Genomic DNA, 16,671 nt, shown 5'->3' on the forward strand with positions numbered 1-16,671 from the left:
AGGCGTCGGGGCTTCGCGCCAAAGTGCCCCGCGTGCTCGGTGGTGGGGCCGGCAGGCCGGCGTCCGGTCACGCGCGGCGGGGCGTCGTTTCGCCGCGGACGCGCAGGGCCGTGCGCCAGGCCGGGGGCTCGATGTGGGGCTGGGGTGCCGTGCGGCGGCCGCCCGTGGCGAAGAAGGCGGACAGCGGGAGCGTCGCCGCGCCGACCGTCACGGCGTCCGGCCCCAGGGAGCCCATGCCGATGGCGACCCGGCCGGCGGGATGACGCAGCGAGTACCGGGTCGTGTGCTCACGTACCGCCGCAAGGATGTGGGGGCCCAGCACCAGGCCCGCCCAGCCGCCGATCAGGATGCGCTCCGGCTGGAAGAGGTTGATGAGGCCGGACAGACCCGCCCCCAGGTATTCCGCGGTCTCCTCCAGCACCTCCAGCGCGACGGGGTCCTCCGTACGGGCCGCCGCCAGCAGCGCCGAGAGGGCCTCCTCCTCGTCCACGGAGTCCACCGGGCCGCCGCCCCGCTCCGCCCACCGCGCCAGCAGCGACTCCGCCCCCGTATAGGCTTCCAGGCAGCCCAGACCCCCGCACCGGCAGCGCCTGCCGCGCACCGAGACCGTGAGGTGCCCGCACTCCAGCGGCATCCCCTCCGTCGTCCCGCCGTCCGGCGAGCCGTCGGTGATCAGGCTCGCGCCGACGCCCGACCCGAACAGCACGACCAGCGCCTCCCGGGCGCCGCGCCCCGCCCCGAACCACATTTCCGCCTGGCCGAGGGTTCGCGCGCCGTTGTCGATGATGTAGGGGACCTCGTTCGGCACGGCTCCGGTGGCGCGCAGCAGCTCTTCCAGCGGTACGGCGTCCCAGCCGATGGTCTGGCCGTGTACCACGGTCCCGCCCGGTGCGCCCCGTTCGACGATGCCGGGCACTCCGACGCCCACGCCCAGCAGCCGCTCGGCGCCGATGGCCGCCTCGGCGAGTACGGCGGCGATCCCGTCCTTGATGTGGGCGACGATGGGGCCCACGTCGTAACAGCCGCGTGGCAGCAGCGGCATTTCGGCGCGGGCCAGTTCTCTCAAGGTCAGGTCGAACAGCTCGACACGGACGCGGGTCTCGCCGACGTCGACGCCGATCATGTGCGCACTGCCCGGGGCCACGCGCAGCAGCGTGCGGGGGCGGCCGCCGTCGGAGTCGACGACGCCGGCTTCCTCCAGGAATCCGTCGGTGACGAGCTCTCCGACGACATTGCTGACGGATCCGGAGCTCAGCCCCGTGGCGGGCCCCAGCTCCTGGCGGCTCATCGGCCCGCCGAAGTACAGACGTTGGAGGACGGCGCTCCGATTGCCCCGCCGCAGGTCCCGTACCGTTCGCCCGCTACGTCCCGTGGTCATCCGGCCCCTTCCGCAGTGGCATCGCTCGCAACATACCGTTGTGCGAGCCCTTGACGCGACCCTTTCACAGAGCTTAACTCACGTCCTAAATTAAGGCCTGGACGGAGTGCGCCGCGTCGGCCTTCCCGCATCCCGCCGAAAGGGACCGAGCCGCCATGCGCAGAACCCGGGTCGCTGCCGCCGCCGTCACAGTCTCCCTCCTCGCCACCGCCGCCACTGCCTGCGGCGGCGGGTCGACGGACAGCGGGGGCGGTTCCAACACCGCCCCCCAGGAGCTCACATACTGGGCCTCCAACCAGGGGCCCGACATCGCGGCGGACCAGGCCGCGCTCGCTCCCGAGCTGAAGAAGTTCGAACAGCAGACCGGCATCAAGGTCAAGCTGGAAGTCGTCCCCTGGGCCGACCTGCTCAACCGGATCCTCGCCGCCACCGCCTCCGGCCAGGGCCCGGACGTCCTCAACATCGGCAATACCTGGTCCTCCTCCCTCCAGGCCACCGGAGCGCTGCTGCCCTGGGACACCGAGAACTTCCGGGCGATCGGCGGCCGGGACCGCTTCGTCGAAGCCGCCATCGGATCGGCCGGTGCGTCCGGCAAGGACCCGGCAGCCGTCCCGCTCTACTCGATGTCCTACGCGCTCTACTACAACAAGAAGATGTTCCAGGAGGCAGGCATCGAAAAGCCGCCGGCCACCTGGGACGAGATGGTCACCGTCGGCCAGAAGCTGTCCAAGGACGGCAAGTGGGCGCTGGGCGCCGAGGGCTCGAACCTCTCCAACAACATCCACCAGGCCTTCGTGCTCTCCAAACAGCACGGCGCCGCGTTCTTCGACACCGCCGGCAAGCCCACCTTCGACACCCCCGCCAACGTCGAGGCCGTCAAGCAGTACGTCGACCTGATGGCCAAGGACAAGATCATCGCGCCGGGCAACGCCGAGTACGACACGAACCAGTCCCTCCAGGACTTCGCCAACGGCAAGACCGCAATGGTCCTGTGGCAGAGCGCCGCCAGCAGTTTCAAGGCGCACGGCATGAAGGAGGGCGACTGGGGCGTTGCCCCCGTTCCCGTCCCGGCCGGCGGCGCCCCCGGCACCGGAAAGAACACCAACTCCATGGTCGCCGGCATCAACATGGCCGTCTTCAAGAACACCGACAACATCGACGGCTCCCTGAAGTTCGTGAAGTTCATGACCAGCGACGAAGAACAGAGGCTCCTGAACAAGACCTACGGCTCCATCCCGCCGGTCAAGGCCGCCCAGAACGACCCCGCCTTCGCCACCGAGGACCTCACCGTGCTCCGCACCACCCTCGCCACCAGCGCCGCCCCGCTGCCGCAGGTTCCCGAGGAGTCGCAGTTCGAGACCACCGTCGGCACCGCCGTCAAGGAGCTCTTCGCCGACGCCGCGGCCGGTCGCCCGGTGACCTCCGAGTCGGTCAAGGCGAAGCTCACCAAGGCCCAGCAGCAGATGTCGAACTGAGCCCCGCCCGATGACTTCCGCACCCACCGTGATCCCGCCCGATACCACCCCGCCAGGGACGCTGCGCCGCGCGGTCGGCGGCGGCCGCCCGCCCGGACGGCTGCGCCGCGCAGCCCTGCCCTACCTCCTCCTCCTGCCTGCGCTCCTCCTCGAACTGCTCATCCACCTCGTCCCGATGGTGATGGGCATCCTGATGAGCTTCCGCCGGCTCACCCAGTTCTTCATCCGGGACTGGTCCGGCGCTCCCTGGACGGGCTTCGACAACTACCGACTCGCCGTGGACGTCAACCGGCCCGTCGGCGAGGCCCTGCTCGGATCCTTCCTGACGACCTGCCTGTTCACCCTGCTCTCCGTGGCCCTGTGTTGGCTGCTCGGCACCGCGGCCGCCGTGTTTATGCAGGAGGCATTCCGCGGCCGAGGCTTCCTGCGGGCCCTGTTCCTGGTCCCGTACGCCCTGCCCGTCTACGCGGCCGTGATCACCTGGGCTTTCATGTTCCAGCGCGACAACGGCCTGGTGAACCACGTCCTGCACGACCAGCTCGGCATCGGAGGAACCGCGCACACCTTCTGGCTCCTGGGCGACAACAGTTTCTGGGCCCTGCTGACGGTGTCCGTGTGGAAGGGCTGGCCGTTCGCGTTCCTCATCGTCATGGCCGCCCTGCAGAACATCCCCAAGGACCTCTACGAGGCCGCTGCACTGGATGGAGCGGGCATCTGGCAGCAGATCCGCCGCATCACCCTGCCATCGGTCGGCGCCGTGAACCAGGTCCTGGTCCTGGTGCTGTTTCTGTGGACCTTCAACGACTTCAACACGCCATTCGTGCTGTTCGGCAAGTCCGCACCCCAGGCAGCGGACCTGATATCCGTCCACATCTACCAGTCCAGCTTCGTGACCTGGAACTTCGGCACCGGGTCGGCCATGTCGGTGCTGCTGCTCCTCTTCCTCCTGCTGGTCACCGCCGTCTACCTGCTCGTCACCACCCGCGGCCGGAGGGAAGCCGATGCCCGCTAGAGCCCGCAGCCCGCTCGATCCGCCCACCTCCTTCCGGGTGATCCGGGCCGTCTTCCTGACCCTGCTCGCAGGCTTCGTGCTCCTGCCCGTCTACGTGATGGTCACCAGCTCCCTCAAGCCGCTCCAGGACGTCTCGGGCCAGTTCCGGTGGATCCCCACCGGGCTGACCGTCCGCCCCTATATCGACATCTGGCACACTGTCCCGCTCGCCGAGTACTTCGTGAACTCCCTGATCGTGGCGGGAGCAGCGACCGTCTGCTCCGTGGTCATCGCAGTGTTCGCCGCCTACGCCGTCAGCCGCTACCGCTTCCGCGGCAAGCGCCTGTTCACGGTGACCGTGCTGTCCACCCAGATGTTCCCGGGGATCCTCTTCCTGCTCCCGCTGTTCCTGATCTTCGTCAACATCGGCAACAGCACCGGGGTCGCCCTCTACGGCTCCCGTGGCGGGCTCATCCTCACCTACCTCACCTTCTCCCTGCCCTTCTCCATCTGGATGCTCATCGGCTACTTCGACTCGGTGCCCCGAGACCTCGACGAGGCGGCCACCGTCGACGGCTGCGGCCCGCTCGGCGCACTGTTCCGCGTCGTGATCCCCGCAGCGGTCCCCGGCATCGTCGCCGTCGCCGTCTACGCCTTCATGACCGCCTGGGGCGAAGTGCTCTTCGCCTCCGTCATGACGAACGACGCCACCCGCACCCTCGCCGTCGGACTGCAGGGCTACTCCACGCAGAACGACGTCTACTGGAACCAGATCATGGCCGCCTCACTCGTCGTCAGCATCCCCGTCGTCGCCGGCTTCCTGCTGCTGCAGAAGTACCTGGTGGCCGGACTCACGGCAGGAGCCGTCAAATGACCCTTTCCGAAAGCCTCCCCCTGACCGGGCGCGGGGCCGCCGACGACGCCGTCGGGCACCCGGCCACCGAGGACGCCCTCGATCTGGCCGCCCTCCCCGCCGACTTCGCCTGGGGCACCGCCACCTCCGCCTACCAGATCGAGGGAGCGGTCGATGAGGACGGCCGCGCCCCCTCCATCTGGGACACCTTCAGCCGTGTCCCCGGCGCCATCGACAACGGCCACACCGGCGACACCGCCTGCGACCACTACCACCGCTGGCCCGAGGACATCGCCCTGATGCGGGACCTCGGTACCAACGCCTACCGGCTGTCCGTCGCCTGGCCGCGCATCCTGCCCGACGGAGACGGCCCCGCCAACGCCAAGGGCCTGGACCACTACGACCGGCTGATCGACGCCCTGCTCGCCGCCGGAATCGAACCCAACGTCACCCTCTACCACTGGGACCTCCCACAGGCCCTCCAGGACCTCGGCGGCTGGCCCGAGCGTGCCACCGCCGAGCACTTCGCCGCGTACGCCGGCCTGGTGGCCGGCCGGCTCGGAGACCGCGTCACCCAGTGGGCCACCCTGAACGAACCGCTGTGCTCCGCCTGGATCGGCCACCTGGAAGGCAAGATGGCCCCCGGCTGGACGGACCTGACTGCCGCCGTCCGCGCCTCCTACCACCTGCTGCTCGGCCACGGCCTCGCCACCCAGGCCGTCCGCTCCGCGGCCCCCGGCGCCCGGATCGGCATAGTCAACAACCTCTCCACCATCGAACCCGCCACCGACAGCGAGGCCGACCGCGCCGCCGCTCGGCGCATGGACGGCCACGTCAACCGCTGGTGGCTCGACCCGGTCCACGGGCGCGGCTTCCCCGCCGACATGCGCGAGGTCTACGGCGTGGAACTGCCCGAACGCCCCGGCGACCTCGCGGCCGTCGCGGCCCCTCTGGACTGGATCGGCCTCAACTACTACTTCCCGCAGGTCGTCACCGCCGACCCGGCCGGTCCCGCCCCCTTCGCCCGACAGACTGTCCGTCCCGGCGTCCCGCGCACCGGCATGGACTGGGAGGTCGACGCCAACGGCCTGGAAACACTCATCATGCGGCTCCACGAGGAGTACGGGGCCCGGCGCATCCACATCACCGAGAACGGCTCCGCCTACCCGGACACCCTCGCAGCCGACGGCAGCGTCCACGACCCCGAGCGCACCGCCTACCTGACCTCCCACCTGACCGCCTGTGCCCGCGCGGCCCGCCGCGGCGCTCCGGTGGCCGGCTACTACGCCTGGTCGCTGCTGGACAACTTCGAATGGGCCTACGGCTACGACAAGCGCTTCGGCCTGGTCCACGTCGACTACGCCACCCAGGCCCGCACAGTGAAGTCCAGCGGCCGCACGTACGCCGGCATCATCGCCGCCCACCGCTCCCGCTGAGACCTCCTCCCTCCCTCGCGCCCCCGCGCCCGCCCCCGCCCCCGCCTGCCGGGGGCGGGCGCGGTCGGCGAGGGCGAGTTGCATGGCGTGCGGGTCACGGGGGTCGCGGGTGCGCTCGATCAGGCCGGCCGACTCCCGCGTGAGTGAGACCCAGCGGGGCCACCGCGCGGTCGACCGTGACACGCCACCTTAATTTGGCGCAGGTGACGGTGCACCCGAGCAAACCAACGCCCCCGACACTTTCCGAACACGCCCTCACCCGCGCGCGCCGCCCCTGCGAAGCAGAAGGGGCGGCGCGCGGAATCCGGAAGGGCCTCAGGCGGCCGGGCGGTCAGGCATAGACCCCGAAGTGGAACAAGGAGTAGCCGTAGCCGGTGCCGCGTTGGCCAGCTCCAGCCGGACGTAGCGGCCCGACGCGCTGATGGCGAAGTCGTCGATCCCCCCGTCACCGGACGACGTGGCGTACGCGGTGCGCCAGTTCTGGCCGTCGTCCGACACCTTGATGCTGTACGCCTTTCCGTAGGCGCTCTCCCACACCAGCTGGGCGTGCTTCGGCTGCCTCACCGATCCCAGGTCCACCTGGAGCCACTGCGGATCGGCCCAGGTGCTGGCCCAGCGGGTGTCATTGCGGCCGTCGGTGGCCAGGGCCGGGGTGCACGGGCAGCCGCCGTAGCCGTCGTTCTGGTAGGTGGAGGCGGTCGTGGGCCGGCCCAGTGCCACGTCGGTGCCCGCCACCGGAGGCGGTACCACCTTGACCGAGCGCTGTCCTACGCCCACGTTTCCCCGCCCGTCCTTGACCTTGACGTACAGCTTCCATGTGCCGGTCTTCGCCGGCGCGGTGACCTTCAGGGTGCCGTTGCCGAGGTTCGTGGACGGCACGGAGACGAGACCGCTTCCGCCGTCGACGTACTTGCTGCCCCACAGGACCTCGTAGGCGAGCTGGTCGCCCTCGGGGTCCGTCGCCGGGACCTGGACGGTGATCTCCTTGCCGGCCGGAACGGTGCCCGGGTCAGCCACGGAGGGCACCGACACGGTGGACGGCTGGTTGTCCCCGGCGGTGCTGCCCCCGTACACGCGCTTGAGCGCGTAGTACGACGTGCGGCGCTCACCGGCGGGGGTCAGGTTGAACCAGTGGCCGCCGAAGTCGTACTCGGTGCCGTAGTGGAAGACCGTCGCCCCCAGGGCCACGCCCCGGTGGCCGGTGACGCAGTTCCAGGCGTTGGTGTAGCCGTCCGCCTTCGCCTGGTCGCCCGGCTCCAGCGGGACTCCGTTGGCGTCGTTCGGCACTTCCCATTCACCGGCCGGTCCCGTCTCGGTGATGATGTACGGCTTGGTGTAGCCGCCCTGCTCCCAGGCCTGGCGGACGCCGCAGACCTCCTTGTACGAGTTCACGGCGTACAGGTCCAGGTCGGGAGAGTTGCGCTTGTAGTACGTCCAGGCGCCGACCCACGCGTCGGTGGACGTCACGGGATGGTTGGCGTCGATGCGGTGGACGGCCTTCGCCACGTCGTTCACGAAGGTGGTGTAGGCGTTGCGCTGGTTCTCCAGCTCGGTCCCGCTGTAGCAGTTCTGCAGGCCGAGCACCGACTCGTTGCCGATGTTCCACATCAGTACCGACGGGTGGTCGCGGTAGTTCTCCACCCACTTGGTGAACTCGGCCAGCATGTTGTTCTTGTACGTGGTGTCCGTGACGTAGTCGGTGCAGCCGGCGGAGCCCGGGCCGCCGCCCGGCCGGAGTCAGAACCCGGCGACCACCTTGATGCTGTTCGAGGCCGCCGCGTCCAACAGCTGGCGGCTGCTCGCGTCGGTGCCCCACGTACGGATGGTGTTGGCGCCCAGCGACTTCACGTCGGGCAGCAGCCGCCCGGCGTCCGCCGGGGACGGGCCCCAGGTGACGCCCTTGACGACGAAAGGGGAACCGTTGACCGTCAGCTGCCAGCTGCCCTGCGAGCCGGTCACCTTCACCACGCTGCCGACGGCCTGCGCCGGTCCCGCGGGGATTACTGCCGCGGTGCCCGCGAGGCGTGCGGCCGCGACGAGGGAACGCATACGGGAGTGCATGCCTGGACCTCCTTGGAAGGGGGTGGGGGAGGAGGAACGGGTCACGGGAGCCGGTAGTCCGGACCGAGGACGGATCCCGCCTCGGGGTGGGTCTCGTCGTAACCGCGGGCGTTGCATTGGAAGCCGCCGTTGATGCACTGGTCGACAAGGGCCTTCAGCGTCCGGTCGTCCCATGCGTTGAAGAAGTCGTAGTGGAAGGAGTGGCCACTGCCGCTGGACAGCCTCACCTGCGACATGTCACCGCTGACCGGGAAGGCCATCTTGAACTCGACCATCGGCAGCGCGACGGGGTGGTCGGCCGGGCACACGTTGTCGTTGCTGCCAGGCTTCACGATCGGGTAGGCCATATGGGCCTTGTGGTCGGGCGTGTCCAGATACTTGCCGTCCCAGCAGCTGGGTGACTGCATGCGGATGTTGAGCTGTGTCCCGGCGGGGCAGTTCGCCGGGAACTCCACGTTCTTGAAGCTGTCGCCGCACTCCCAGCCCTCGACCCAGCCACGGTGGGCGCGGAACTCGGCCGCGGTCTGCGTCGGGCTGCCGACCACGAAGCGCAGGCCCTTGGGGAAGGGGCGCACGCTCTTGTAGTCGGTGACGCCGGTCTTGTAGTAGATCACCTGAGGTCCGGTGGGCAGGACGGGCTGATTGCCGTTGTACAGCGTCGGCATCCAGTAGCCGGACAGGTCGCCGGGGGCGTTGCAGCGCGTGCCGCCCGCGCCGAGTGAGGCGGTGGTGGAGTTGGCGTCGGTCGTGGTGTTGCCCATGAAGGTGTGGTTGTGCGAGGCGCCGGGCCGGCCTGCGAAGACGATCGGGTCGTCGGGGGCGGTCTTGCTGACGGCGCAGTTCGCCTGGAACTCGTGGAAGTAGCGGTCGGGTGGGTTCGCCCAGGAGGGGGTGACGCCGGTGACCGGCGGCACGGCCGGGATGTAGCCGTCCCCGTCCGGGTCGTCACCGGTGGCGAGGGGCGCGACGGCGGCATGGTCCATGTGGACGGCCGCGCCGTTGGGGGGAGAGGCCTGGGCGGTCAGGGCGAGACCGCCCAGGCCCGCCGCCGCGGTCATGGCGAAAGCCGCCGAAACCAGTAGGGCGGACAGGCTCCGAGGTCGGAGATTCACTTCTGCTCCTGCGGATGGTGGGGGAAGCCCTCTGGATGGGAGAGCGCTCTCTCAAACGGACCGGAAAACGCGGGGCGGCCGACTGCCGCCCCGCGTGTTGCGCGGGTTCGGGGACAGGTCAGGGGAAGGAGACGACGGCCGACGGGGTGGTCGAGGTCCCCGAGGTCGGGGCTCCCGTGGCGTTGATGACGTGCTCGTACTGGCCGTTGCCGCCGAGCGAGACGACGAGCAGGTCGTGGAACTTGACGCCCGGCTTCACCGGCACCTCGAAACCGTGGTCCTGCCGGATGGTCGGGTCCACGTTGTAGTAGCAGTAGCTGCCCAACCCCCACCCCTCGTGGGTGTTGACCGAGTCGGCCACCTTGTAGGCCGCGAACCCCTTGGTGGAGCCGTTCTGGACGGCAGCCTGGTTGGGCGCGTCGTACGCCTTCTCGTTCTGGAAGAAGATCGTGCGGCCCCGGTCGCCGTTCCACTGCACGTCGTACTTGTTGAAGTGCTCGACGAACAGACCGGTGGCCAGGACGTCGTCGCCGTTCACCCGGAAGCCGTAGTCGGAGCGGTTGGTCTCCCAGCCGACCCCGTCACCGTGGTCGGCGCGCCAGATCCACGTGTGGTCGACGATCGTGTCGTGGTTGTTGATCACCATGCCGACTGTGGCCCTGCCCGCGCCCGCGCCGCCGACCCGGACGAACACGTCCTGCACGGTGGTCGGGTTCGCCGCGTGGTCCGTGGTGGTGCCGGCCGGGCCGACCTCCAGGAGGCTGGGCGAGTTGACGGGGCCCGCGTCGATCAGGAGGCCGGCGAGCCTGATGCCGTCTACGTCGGCGACCTTCAACGCGGTCACTCCGTTGTCCGGGACGATCGTCGCCAGGCCGAGGCCGAGGACGACCGTGTCCGGGCGGTTGACCTGGATGGTCTGGCTGACGTGGTACACGCCGGGGGTGAAGAGCAGGTGCAGGCCCTGGGCCAGTGCCGCGTTGATCGTCGCCGCGCTCGCGCCCGGCTTGACCACGTAGAACTGGCTCAACGGGATCGAGGACCCCTGCGGCGTGCCGTTGCCCCAGGAGGTGCCGCGGGCGCCGGTGCGCTTGGCCGGTACGAAGACCTTGTACTGGGTGCCGTCGAGGTAGAGGAAGGGCTTCTCGCGGGAGACGGGCGTGCTGTCGAGCGTGGTGTAGGGGGCGTTCGGGAAGCTCTGGGCCGGTGCGCCCTGGACCCCCGAGAACACCTGGTTCCACACGGCGTTGGACCATCCGCCGATCGAGCTGTCACGGGTGTACCACTGCTGCTGCGAGTAGTTGCCGACCTGTCCGTCGATCTTGGAGTCGGCGATGTAGCCGCCCGAAGCCCAGCCGTAGCCGTCGGGCGCCAGGTTCAGGCCGCCCTTGACGTGCATCCGGCGGAACGGCGCGGCCTGTGAGACGGCCCAGCGGTCCGTACCGCTGACCGGGTTGAGGGCGAGGTTCTCGGCGGAGCGCCAGAAGTTCTGGGTGGCGTTGCCCCCGAACCAGCCGGCGTCGACGGTCACGTCGCCGTTGATGGTGGTGTCGTCGGGATTGAGGCCGAGGCCGGAGATCGAGGTGTAGAAGCCGATCTGGGCGTTGAGGCCGTTGTACGTGCCGGGCTTGAAAAGGAACTGGTAACGCCCGGAGCCGAATTGGGCCGATTCCTGCTGCGCGAAGACCTGGTCCAGCTTGGCCTGGATGTCCGGCATCGAGGGGTCGAAGACGATCACGTTCGGTCCGAGGTCACCGCCGCCGGGGATCACCGGGCCGGTGCCCGTGGTGCCGTAGACCTGGAACTCCCAGAGCGAGTAGCCGTAGGCGGTGGCTCGTTGGGTGCCGTAGACGCGGACGTAGCGCGCGGTGCCTGTGATGTCGTGGGTCTGGACCCCGCCGGTGCCTGCGGTCGTCGAGTAGGCGGTGGACCAGGTGGCGCCGTCGGTGGACAGCTCGACCCGGTAGGACTTCGCGTACGCCGCCTCCCAGCGCAGGACCACCTGGTTCACCTGGGCGGGGGTGCCGAGGTCGACCTGTATCCACTGAGGGTCGGCGAACTGGCTCGACCAGCGACTGCCGTTGTCGCCGTCGACGGCCGCACCGGCCGGGGTCCCGGCGCCCTCCACGCTGGAGGCGGTGGCGGGCTTGCCCTGGGAGAGCAGAACGGGAGCCGCCTGGGCCGCGGTGCCGGGCAGCAGCACGAGGAGGGCCGTGACCAGGGCGGCGGCGAGCGCAGCGACGGTGAGCCGCGGCGGGCGGTCGGAGAGGAGTGGCATGGGGGCGCTCCTGACGTCATGAATCCGGGGGGATCGAAGCGTGAGTGAACTGCCCTCCAGCTGGACCGTCAAGGGTTTCCGCATTCATGAACTGAAGATCCTCAGCGCGATCCACGCCCACCAGACCTGTGAACTCGAGGTTTCTTCAATCCTTGTGAAAAGTATTGACGAAAAAAATTCTGCGGGTCTCTACTGGTGTCCCTGACCGCTCCGCCCCGCCGTCGCTGGCGGCGCGACGGATCTGGGCAGAGTTCAGGAAGTGAGCCATGAGCAGGCGGAGTTGAGGGCTACGTCTTCGTTACTTGTCCACTGTCAGCACGCGGCAGGCCGCCCAGAGGGCGTCGAGCACGTCGGAGCGAGGGGCTTCGCGGAGCTGAAGCGGCCACGATGAACGGCATGTACCAGACCGGTCAGGCCCTGCGCCAAACGCGCTGTTGGCGTCCCGGCTGCTGATCCCTTCCAGTCCTGGGCGATCGCGGGCCGGTGGCGGACGACCAGATCGTCCTCCAGCTCGTCCAGCCGGGGCAGCATCGTCGGGCTGACCGAAAGCACGGGACACCGATGGCGCCAACAGCAGCCATCGCGGATCTGCAGCCCTACCAGCCAGAACCCGGACCCGGGACGGTCCAGTGCCTCCCCAACGCCGTCGCAATGCTGTCGGAACGCGTGTACAGAGCCACCCGGGCAAGGGCGGCACCCCCCGGGAGTGCGCCGGCCGCACCGGCTCCTTCTTTCTCAGGCACCCCGACGCCCACCCGGACCAGGTTGCCGCTCTCGCCCGCCGCCGGGACCTGCCCGCCCTCCTCGACCGTCACCTGCCGCTGGGTCCGGACCAGGCCGCCCGCCGGCTCGGTGTCCGCCGCGCCGACTTCGACCAGGTCGTCCGCCTCGGTTGGGTCGCCCCGATTCGGATCGGTGGAGATCGACTACAAGCGCCACGGCGGCGTCACCACCGTCCCGCTGCACGACGCCCGGGACGTCGCCCTGCTTCCCGTCGTGCGGCCCTCGGTGGACTGGCGGCGGTGTACGCGGTCACTGCGGGGCGCCGTTCCCCGCTCGCCGCGCTCGATGCGAATCCGGTGTGGGAGCGGGTGTTGTTGGCGGAGGTGGCGCGGATCGCCCGGGTGAGCCGGGCCGCGGTGGTGAATTGGCGCCGCTGGCACCCCGACTTCCCCGAACCGGTGGCCGGCAGCGACGTGCACCCGCAGTTCGACCGGTCGGCGGTGGTCGCCTGGCTGCTCGCCCACGACAAGATCGAAGTACCCATGGCCATGCCGGCGGCCTCGCTGGTGCTGACCGCCGTTGGAGGCGCCACGCGCCGGTTCCGGCTCGATGACCCGTGGCTGACCCTGGCCGACGACGCCGAGGGGGAGGACGAGTTGGCCGGCTGGTCCAATGACGCGGATGCCGACGCGTTGGCTGAGCTGACGGCGGGGGAGTTCGGGGCGGCGGTGCGCCGGCTGACCGCGCCGAGAACGGCCCCGTTGGCGATGCCCGGGGAAGTCCGGGTGGTCGAGCGGTTCCGGTCGGGGTCGGGCGGGCTGCGGGTGACGCTTGCCTGGCCGGCCGGCCTGCGGGGTACGGACGCGCCGACGCCGGGGGGCGAGGTGGTCCGCCACGCGGTGGACTACGCGGGCCCGGGGGAGAGCTGCGTGTGCGCGCGGTACGACTGTGGCGGGGTGGTCCCGGTGTCCTGGTGTCCGGAACACGGCGACACAGCGGGCCCGGTGATGGAGTGGTATCCCGGCGGCGGCATTCGCTGCGCGGTCCTGGCGGCGCGACAGACCACCGCTGTGCGCGGCTGACCGGCCCCCGGGGGGCGGGGGACGGTCTGGGCGGCCGTCCCCCTGTGGTTCAGGCCTGGATCTCCGTGAGGAGCATGCGCAGGGTGAGGCTGTGTTTTTCCGGGGGGAGGGCGTTCATGGCGGCGGTGGCGTGGGTGATGCCGCCCGCGCGGTCGCCGGAGCGGGCGAGCATCAGCCCCCGGTGAAGCTCCAGGTGGATCGCGAAGCGCGGCAGGGAGGCGGGGAGTTCGGACAGCGCCTGGTCCTGCGCTTCGGTCGCGGCGCGTTCGTCGCCGAGACGGGCGAGGAGCAGGGACCGGAACACGTTCAGGCGCCCAAGGGCGACCTGATATGAGTTGATCACGAATGCTAAAACTCTCGACCCGATACACCGTCTGCTCGCAGAGCGGGCTTGTGAACGGCTGGTTGTCGAGTTTGTCCACCGGCTCGACCTCGGGGACCCGAGCTCGGTGGCGGACCTCTTCACTCAAGACGGCACCTGGGAATGGCCCGCCGGCGACCGCCGCATTGCGGGTCACGAGGCCCTGCGCATCTACTTCGGCAACCGGCCCGCAGACCGTCTGTCACGCCGTGTATGCACCAACATTCTGGTTACCGTGACCTCTGCGGACACCGCCGCCGCCACCACCTACTTCACCACGTACCGTGTCGACGGCTACAGCGAGGGCCTCGTGCCGCCGCGGCCCCCGGTCCAGGTGGGGCACTACGAAGACACGTTCCGCAAGGTGGACGACACCCGGCTGCTCACCACCCGGACTCTCTTCCTCTCCTTCGCCGGTCCCACCGAACGCCTCGACGGGCCCGGCCAGTCATGAGAGCGGCCCCCAGTCGACCGGACGTCAAGGGCCCGCCGCCGTGGGGAGCGACACTCCACAGAACTTGAGCCAGAGCCCGAGAACGGACAGCGAATGTTCACGAGACCGGGAGGCAGACGCAGGGCTGATCGCCTTCGCTGCGTAAATTCTCGGCACCGACGGAGCGGGGCATCATCGGGATCCCCGGGGCACTCCTCGGCAACGCCCCTAGGTAGTGCCCGAACAGCGCAAGCTGTCCCACGCCATGGAGTAGGCCGACGTGCTGGCCCGCCCTTCCCGCGGGCCAGCCCTTGCTTACTTCGATTCTTCCGCAGGCCAGATGCCCTCCCGGTCTCGTGAACATTCGCTGTCCGTTCTCAGGTTCTGGCTCAAGTTCTGTGGTGCATCAACGCTCTGTAATTGTTGATCTTCGTATTGTGCTCTGAGTAGGCCTCCTACCTGGGGATGCCGGAAGCAGGCGAAAGCAGAGGCCAACACCGGGTCACCCGAATGGACGCACCTGAGGCCTGGTGGCCCCCGGAGGGCGACTAGCGTCGGCTTTCAGGTATCCCCATATGGCCGAAGGAGGACCCATGACCCGCATATCCCGGCGTCCCGCGGCCCGCGTGGCCGCAGCCTTCGGGATCATCGCCGCGCAGTCCCTGGCCATGGGTGCCCTGGCTGCGGGCCCAGCTCACGCTTCCGTGCAGTACTACGAGATCCGCAGTCCGGACGGCAAATGCCTGGCCGTCCCGGGATCCTCCCAGTACTCCGGCGCGGATGTAGTCCTGTGGGACTGCCTGGGAATCACGGACCAGCGGTGGCGGGTCACAGACGGCCTCGACACCCCTGTCGGGCAGTTGGAGGACCGGCCGGCCAGCCAGCAGACCGATCACATCCTCTTCGTCAAGCTCCGGGCCCAGCACAGCGACAAGTGCCTGGTCCTGACCGGGGACCGCTTCGAACTGGGTGGCGACATCGTGCAGGCGGACTGCTCGGACCAGAATCTGAACACAGAGTGGGGCCTGGAAGGACACGGGGACCGCTTCGAGATCGGCGACGTGCACTGCGTCGGTGTGGCGGGCGGGAGACACCGCAACGGCACCCCCGTCGTCTACCAGGCCCGCACCGAGAAATGCCCGAAGTGGCTTTTCAAACCCTGGCAATGACCTGGATTGCTCTGAACTTTTCCTCCCGGTGAGTGCCTGGCCGCACCTCTCACGGGAGCATCGGCCCACAGCCCATCAGGCAGCCAATGCGTCACCCAGGAGTGCGGATCACGGAAGTTGGGCCAGAACCCGTTCTCATGAACAAAGCCACTGCGGCCTGGTCAGGACCCACGGGCGAGCTTCGCTCCCGCCTGGCTGCGCTCACTGCTCGTCGGTGTACGGACTCCATATGGTGGGGCCGCCACCACGCCACTCGATCAGCAGCGGATCGTCCAGCCGGACGTCGTCGGGGTCCAGGCCGGCAGCCGCGGCTACGCGGCCGGGTCGCTCTGGCCTGGCGTACAGACGGCCCCTCCAGCCCCGCGGCCACCGTCCTCCTCGCCCTGCTGCGGACCACCCTCATCGCGCCGGGAACCGACTGACCGGCCGAGGCGGACGGCGAGCCACAACGGCATTGTCGTCGCGGTCGACGAAAGTCCTGCGGACGGCATACGAGATGCGGTGCGGCGCACGGGACGGCGCAGAACAGCGGCGGTGTTCTCTCGGGCTCGTGCCGGGCACGGGCACGGGCACGGGCACGGCCGCGGCCGCGGACCGGGCCTGGGCTTGTCAGAACATGCTGTTGTCGTTCTTTGAGGTGGGCGGGATGACCTGGAGGACGTCCCAGTGTTCCACGATCTTGCCCAACGCGTCGAAGCGGAAGATGTCGATGCCCGCGTACTCCTCGTCGGGCCAGATCTGGTGGCAGTGCAGAACGACGTGGTCCCCTTCGGCAAAGGCGCGCTTGAATTCGACGCGCTTGCCGGGATACTCCGCGGCCATGCGTTCGAAGTAATCGATGAAGGCCTGCTTGCCGTCGGCGACGTGGGGGTTGTGCTGGACATAGGTGTCGCCGGCGTACTGGGCAATGGCTTCGGCGGGGCGGCACTGGTTGAACATGAGGTCGTAGAACGCCTTGGCCGCGGCCTTGTTCTTCTCCGGGTCGCTCATGACGGTCACCGTAGGGCTCACGTTGTCGCAGGAGCAACTGCTACCGGTGTCAGCGCGCCTCCCGGTCACCCTTCCGTCTTCACGCTGCCGGGCGCCCGGTGCGCCGGGGTGCCGTGTCCAGAACGGCCCACATCCTTCGTCCGTCCTCCGCGCTGTCCGTACCGACCGAGTCGACCGTGGCCAACGTCGCCACCCCGGCCGAGCACGGCGTCGTCCGGCGCCGCGCACAGATGGCTCAGGACGGCCACCAGGACCCTCTCTGCTCCTGATCACCGAGATGCACGCTGATCAGCTTCCCGCCATCCGCGACGGCGGCCTCGACGAACTGTTCG

The 16,671-nt window shown here is 69.4% G+C and carries 14 protein-coding genes and 1 pseudogene; 9 read left to right on the forward strand and 6 right to left on the reverse strand.

Translation table 11 applies throughout. The features are described 5' to 3' along the window. Positions 1–67: 67 nt before the first annotated feature. Positions 68–1,378, reverse strand: coding sequence for an ROK family transcriptional regulator (locus OG861_RS31890; protein ID WP_329191568.1), 1,311 nt, complete (start codon positions 1,376–1,378; stop codon positions 68–70). A 155-nt stretch (positions 1,379–1,533) separates the two neighbouring features. Here OG861_RS31890 and OG861_RS31895 point away from each other — a divergent pair, with 155 nt between their 5' ends. Genes OG861_RS31895 through OG861_RS31910 form a run of 4 tightly spaced genes read left to right on the forward strand, consistent with a single transcriptional unit; the run spans position 1,534 to position 6,133 of the window. Beyond that, positions 1,534–2,853: an ABC transporter substrate-binding protein gene (locus OG861_RS31895; RefSeq protein WP_330261936.1), complete on the forward strand. Its 1,320-nt coding sequence runs from the start codon at positions 1,534–1,536 to the stop codon at positions 2,851–2,853. Between the two features lie 10 nt (positions 2,854–2,863). Then, positions 2,864–3,865, forward strand: a complete 1,002-nt coding sequence (locus tag OG861_RS31900) for a carbohydrate ABC transporter permease (protein WP_329191564.1) — start codon at positions 2,864–2,866, stop codon at positions 3,863–3,865. Continuing rightward, a complete protein-coding gene (locus OG861_RS31905; protein WP_329191562.1) occupies positions 3,855–4,718 on the forward strand; it encodes a carbohydrate ABC transporter permease in 864 nt (287 codons plus the stop codon). The genes OG861_RS31900 and OG861_RS31905 overlap by 11 nt, the downstream gene beginning before the upstream one ends. Beyond that, positions 4,715–6,133: a GH1 family beta-glucosidase gene (locus tag OG861_RS31910; RefSeq protein WP_329191560.1), complete on the forward strand. Its 1,419-nt coding sequence runs from the start codon at positions 4,715–4,717 to the stop codon at positions 6,131–6,133. The genes OG861_RS31905 and OG861_RS31910 overlap by 4 nt, the downstream gene beginning before the upstream one ends. A gap of 331 nt (positions 6,134–6,464) precedes the next feature. On the opposite strand, the pseudogene OG861_RS31920 reads toward OG861_RS31910, so the two are convergent. The 3 genes and pseudogenes from OG861_RS31920 to OG861_RS31930 form a co-directional block, all read right to left on the reverse strand. After that, positions 6,465–8,194, reverse strand: a pseudogene (locus OG861_RS31920) (galactose-binding domain-containing protein). Between the two features lie 41 nt (positions 8,195–8,235). Next, positions 8,236–9,306: a DUF1996 domain-containing protein gene (locus OG861_RS31925; RefSeq protein ID WP_329191558.1), complete on the reverse strand. Its 1,071-nt coding sequence runs from the start codon at positions 9,304–9,306 to the stop codon at positions 8,236–8,238. 118 nt (positions 9,307–9,424) lie between these two features. After that, entirely contained in the window at positions 9,425–11,581 is a 2,157-nt protein-coding gene (locus OG861_RS31930) for a discoidin domain-containing protein (RefSeq protein ID WP_329191556.1), read from the reverse strand. Between the two features lie 40 nt (positions 11,582–11,621). Here OG861_RS31930 and OG861_RS31935 point away from each other — a divergent pair, with 40 nt between their 5' ends. Continuing rightward, positions 11,622–11,786 carry a hypothetical protein gene (locus tag OG861_RS31935; protein WP_329191554.1) on the forward strand — a complete coding sequence of 55 codons (165 nt, stop codon included), beginning with the start codon at positions 11,622–11,624 and terminating at the stop codon, positions 11,784–11,786. Between the two features lie 817 nt (positions 11,787–12,603). Beyond that, positions 12,604–13,386, forward strand: a complete 783-nt coding sequence (locus OG861_RS31940; protein ID WP_329191552.1) for a hypothetical protein — start codon at positions 12,604–12,606, stop codon at positions 13,384–13,386. A 49-nt stretch (positions 13,387–13,435) separates the two neighbouring features. Here the strand turns inward: OG861_RS31940 and OG861_RS31945 are convergent, their stop codons facing one another. Next, positions 13,436–13,729, reverse strand: a complete 294-nt coding sequence (locus tag OG861_RS31945; protein ID WP_329191550.1) for a hypothetical protein — start codon at positions 13,727–13,729, stop codon at positions 13,436–13,438. Here OG861_RS31945 and OG861_RS31950 point away from each other — a divergent pair. Continuing rightward, positions 13,725–14,201 (forward strand): nuclear transport factor 2 family protein, encoded by a 477-nt coding sequence (locus OG861_RS31950; protein ID WP_329201926.1) that lies wholly within the window; start codon positions 13,725–13,727, stop codon positions 14,199–14,201. The two genes, OG861_RS31945 and OG861_RS31950, sit on opposite strands and share 5 nt — an antisense overlap. Before the next feature lie 572 nt (positions 14,202–14,773). Next, entirely contained in the window at positions 14,774–15,349 is a 576-nt protein-coding gene (locus OG861_RS31955; RefSeq protein ID WP_329191547.1) for an RICIN domain-containing protein, read from the forward strand. A 609-nt stretch (positions 15,350–15,958) separates the two neighbouring features. Here the strand turns inward: OG861_RS31955 and OG861_RS31960 are convergent. Further along, the gene (locus OG861_RS31960) at positions 15,959–16,339 is read right to left on the reverse strand and encodes a nuclear transport factor 2 family protein (RefSeq protein ID WP_329191544.1); all 381 of its coding nucleotides are present in this window, start codon (positions 16,337–16,339) and stop codon (positions 15,959–15,961) included. Positions 16,340–16,452: 113 nt separating this feature from the next. Here OG861_RS31960 and OG861_RS31965 point away from each other — a divergent pair, with 113 nt between their 5' ends. Beyond that, positions 16,453–16,608 (forward strand): hypothetical protein, encoded by a 156-nt coding sequence (locus OG861_RS31965; RefSeq protein ID WP_329191542.1) that lies wholly within the window; start codon positions 16,453–16,455, stop codon positions 16,606–16,608. The last annotated feature ends 63 nt before the right edge of the window (positions 16,609–16,671 follow it).

Source organism: Streptomyces sp. NBC_00539, from assembly GCF_036346105.1.
Classification (GTDB): domain Bacteria; phylum Actinomycetota; class Actinomycetes; order Streptomycetales; family Streptomycetaceae; genus Streptomyces.

Coding starts and splice junctions, on each gene's coding strand:
- OG861_RS31890 (WP_329191568.1), bottom strand. CDS start 1,378: ATGACCACGGGACGTAGCGGGCGAACGGTACGGGACCTGCGGCGGGGC.
- OG861_RS31910 (WP_329191560.1), top strand. CDS start 4,715: ATGACCCTTTCCGAAAGCCTCCCCCTGACCGGGCGCGGGGCCGCCGAC.
- OG861_RS31895 (WP_330261936.1), top strand. CDS start 1,534: ATGCGCAGAACCCGGGTCGCTGCCGCCGCCGTCACAGTCTCCCTCCTC.
- OG861_RS31930 (WP_329191556.1), bottom strand. CDS start 11,581: ATGCCACTCCTCTCCGACCGCCCGCCGCGGCTCACCGTCGCTGCGCTC.
- OG861_RS31955 (WP_329191547.1), top strand. CDS start 14,774: ATGACCCGCATATCCCGGCGTCCCGCGGCCCGCGTGGCCGCAGCCTTC.
- OG861_RS31960 (WP_329191544.1), bottom strand. CDS start 16,339: ATGAGCGACCCGGAGAAGAACAAGGCCGCGGCCAAGGCGTTCTACGAC.
- OG861_RS31905 (WP_329191562.1), top strand. CDS start 3,855: ATGCCCGCTAGAGCCCGCAGCCCGCTCGATCCGCCCACCTCCTTCCGG.
- OG861_RS31900 (WP_329191564.1), top strand. CDS start 2,864: ATGACTTCCGCACCCACCGTGATCCCGCCCGATACCACCCCGCCAGGG.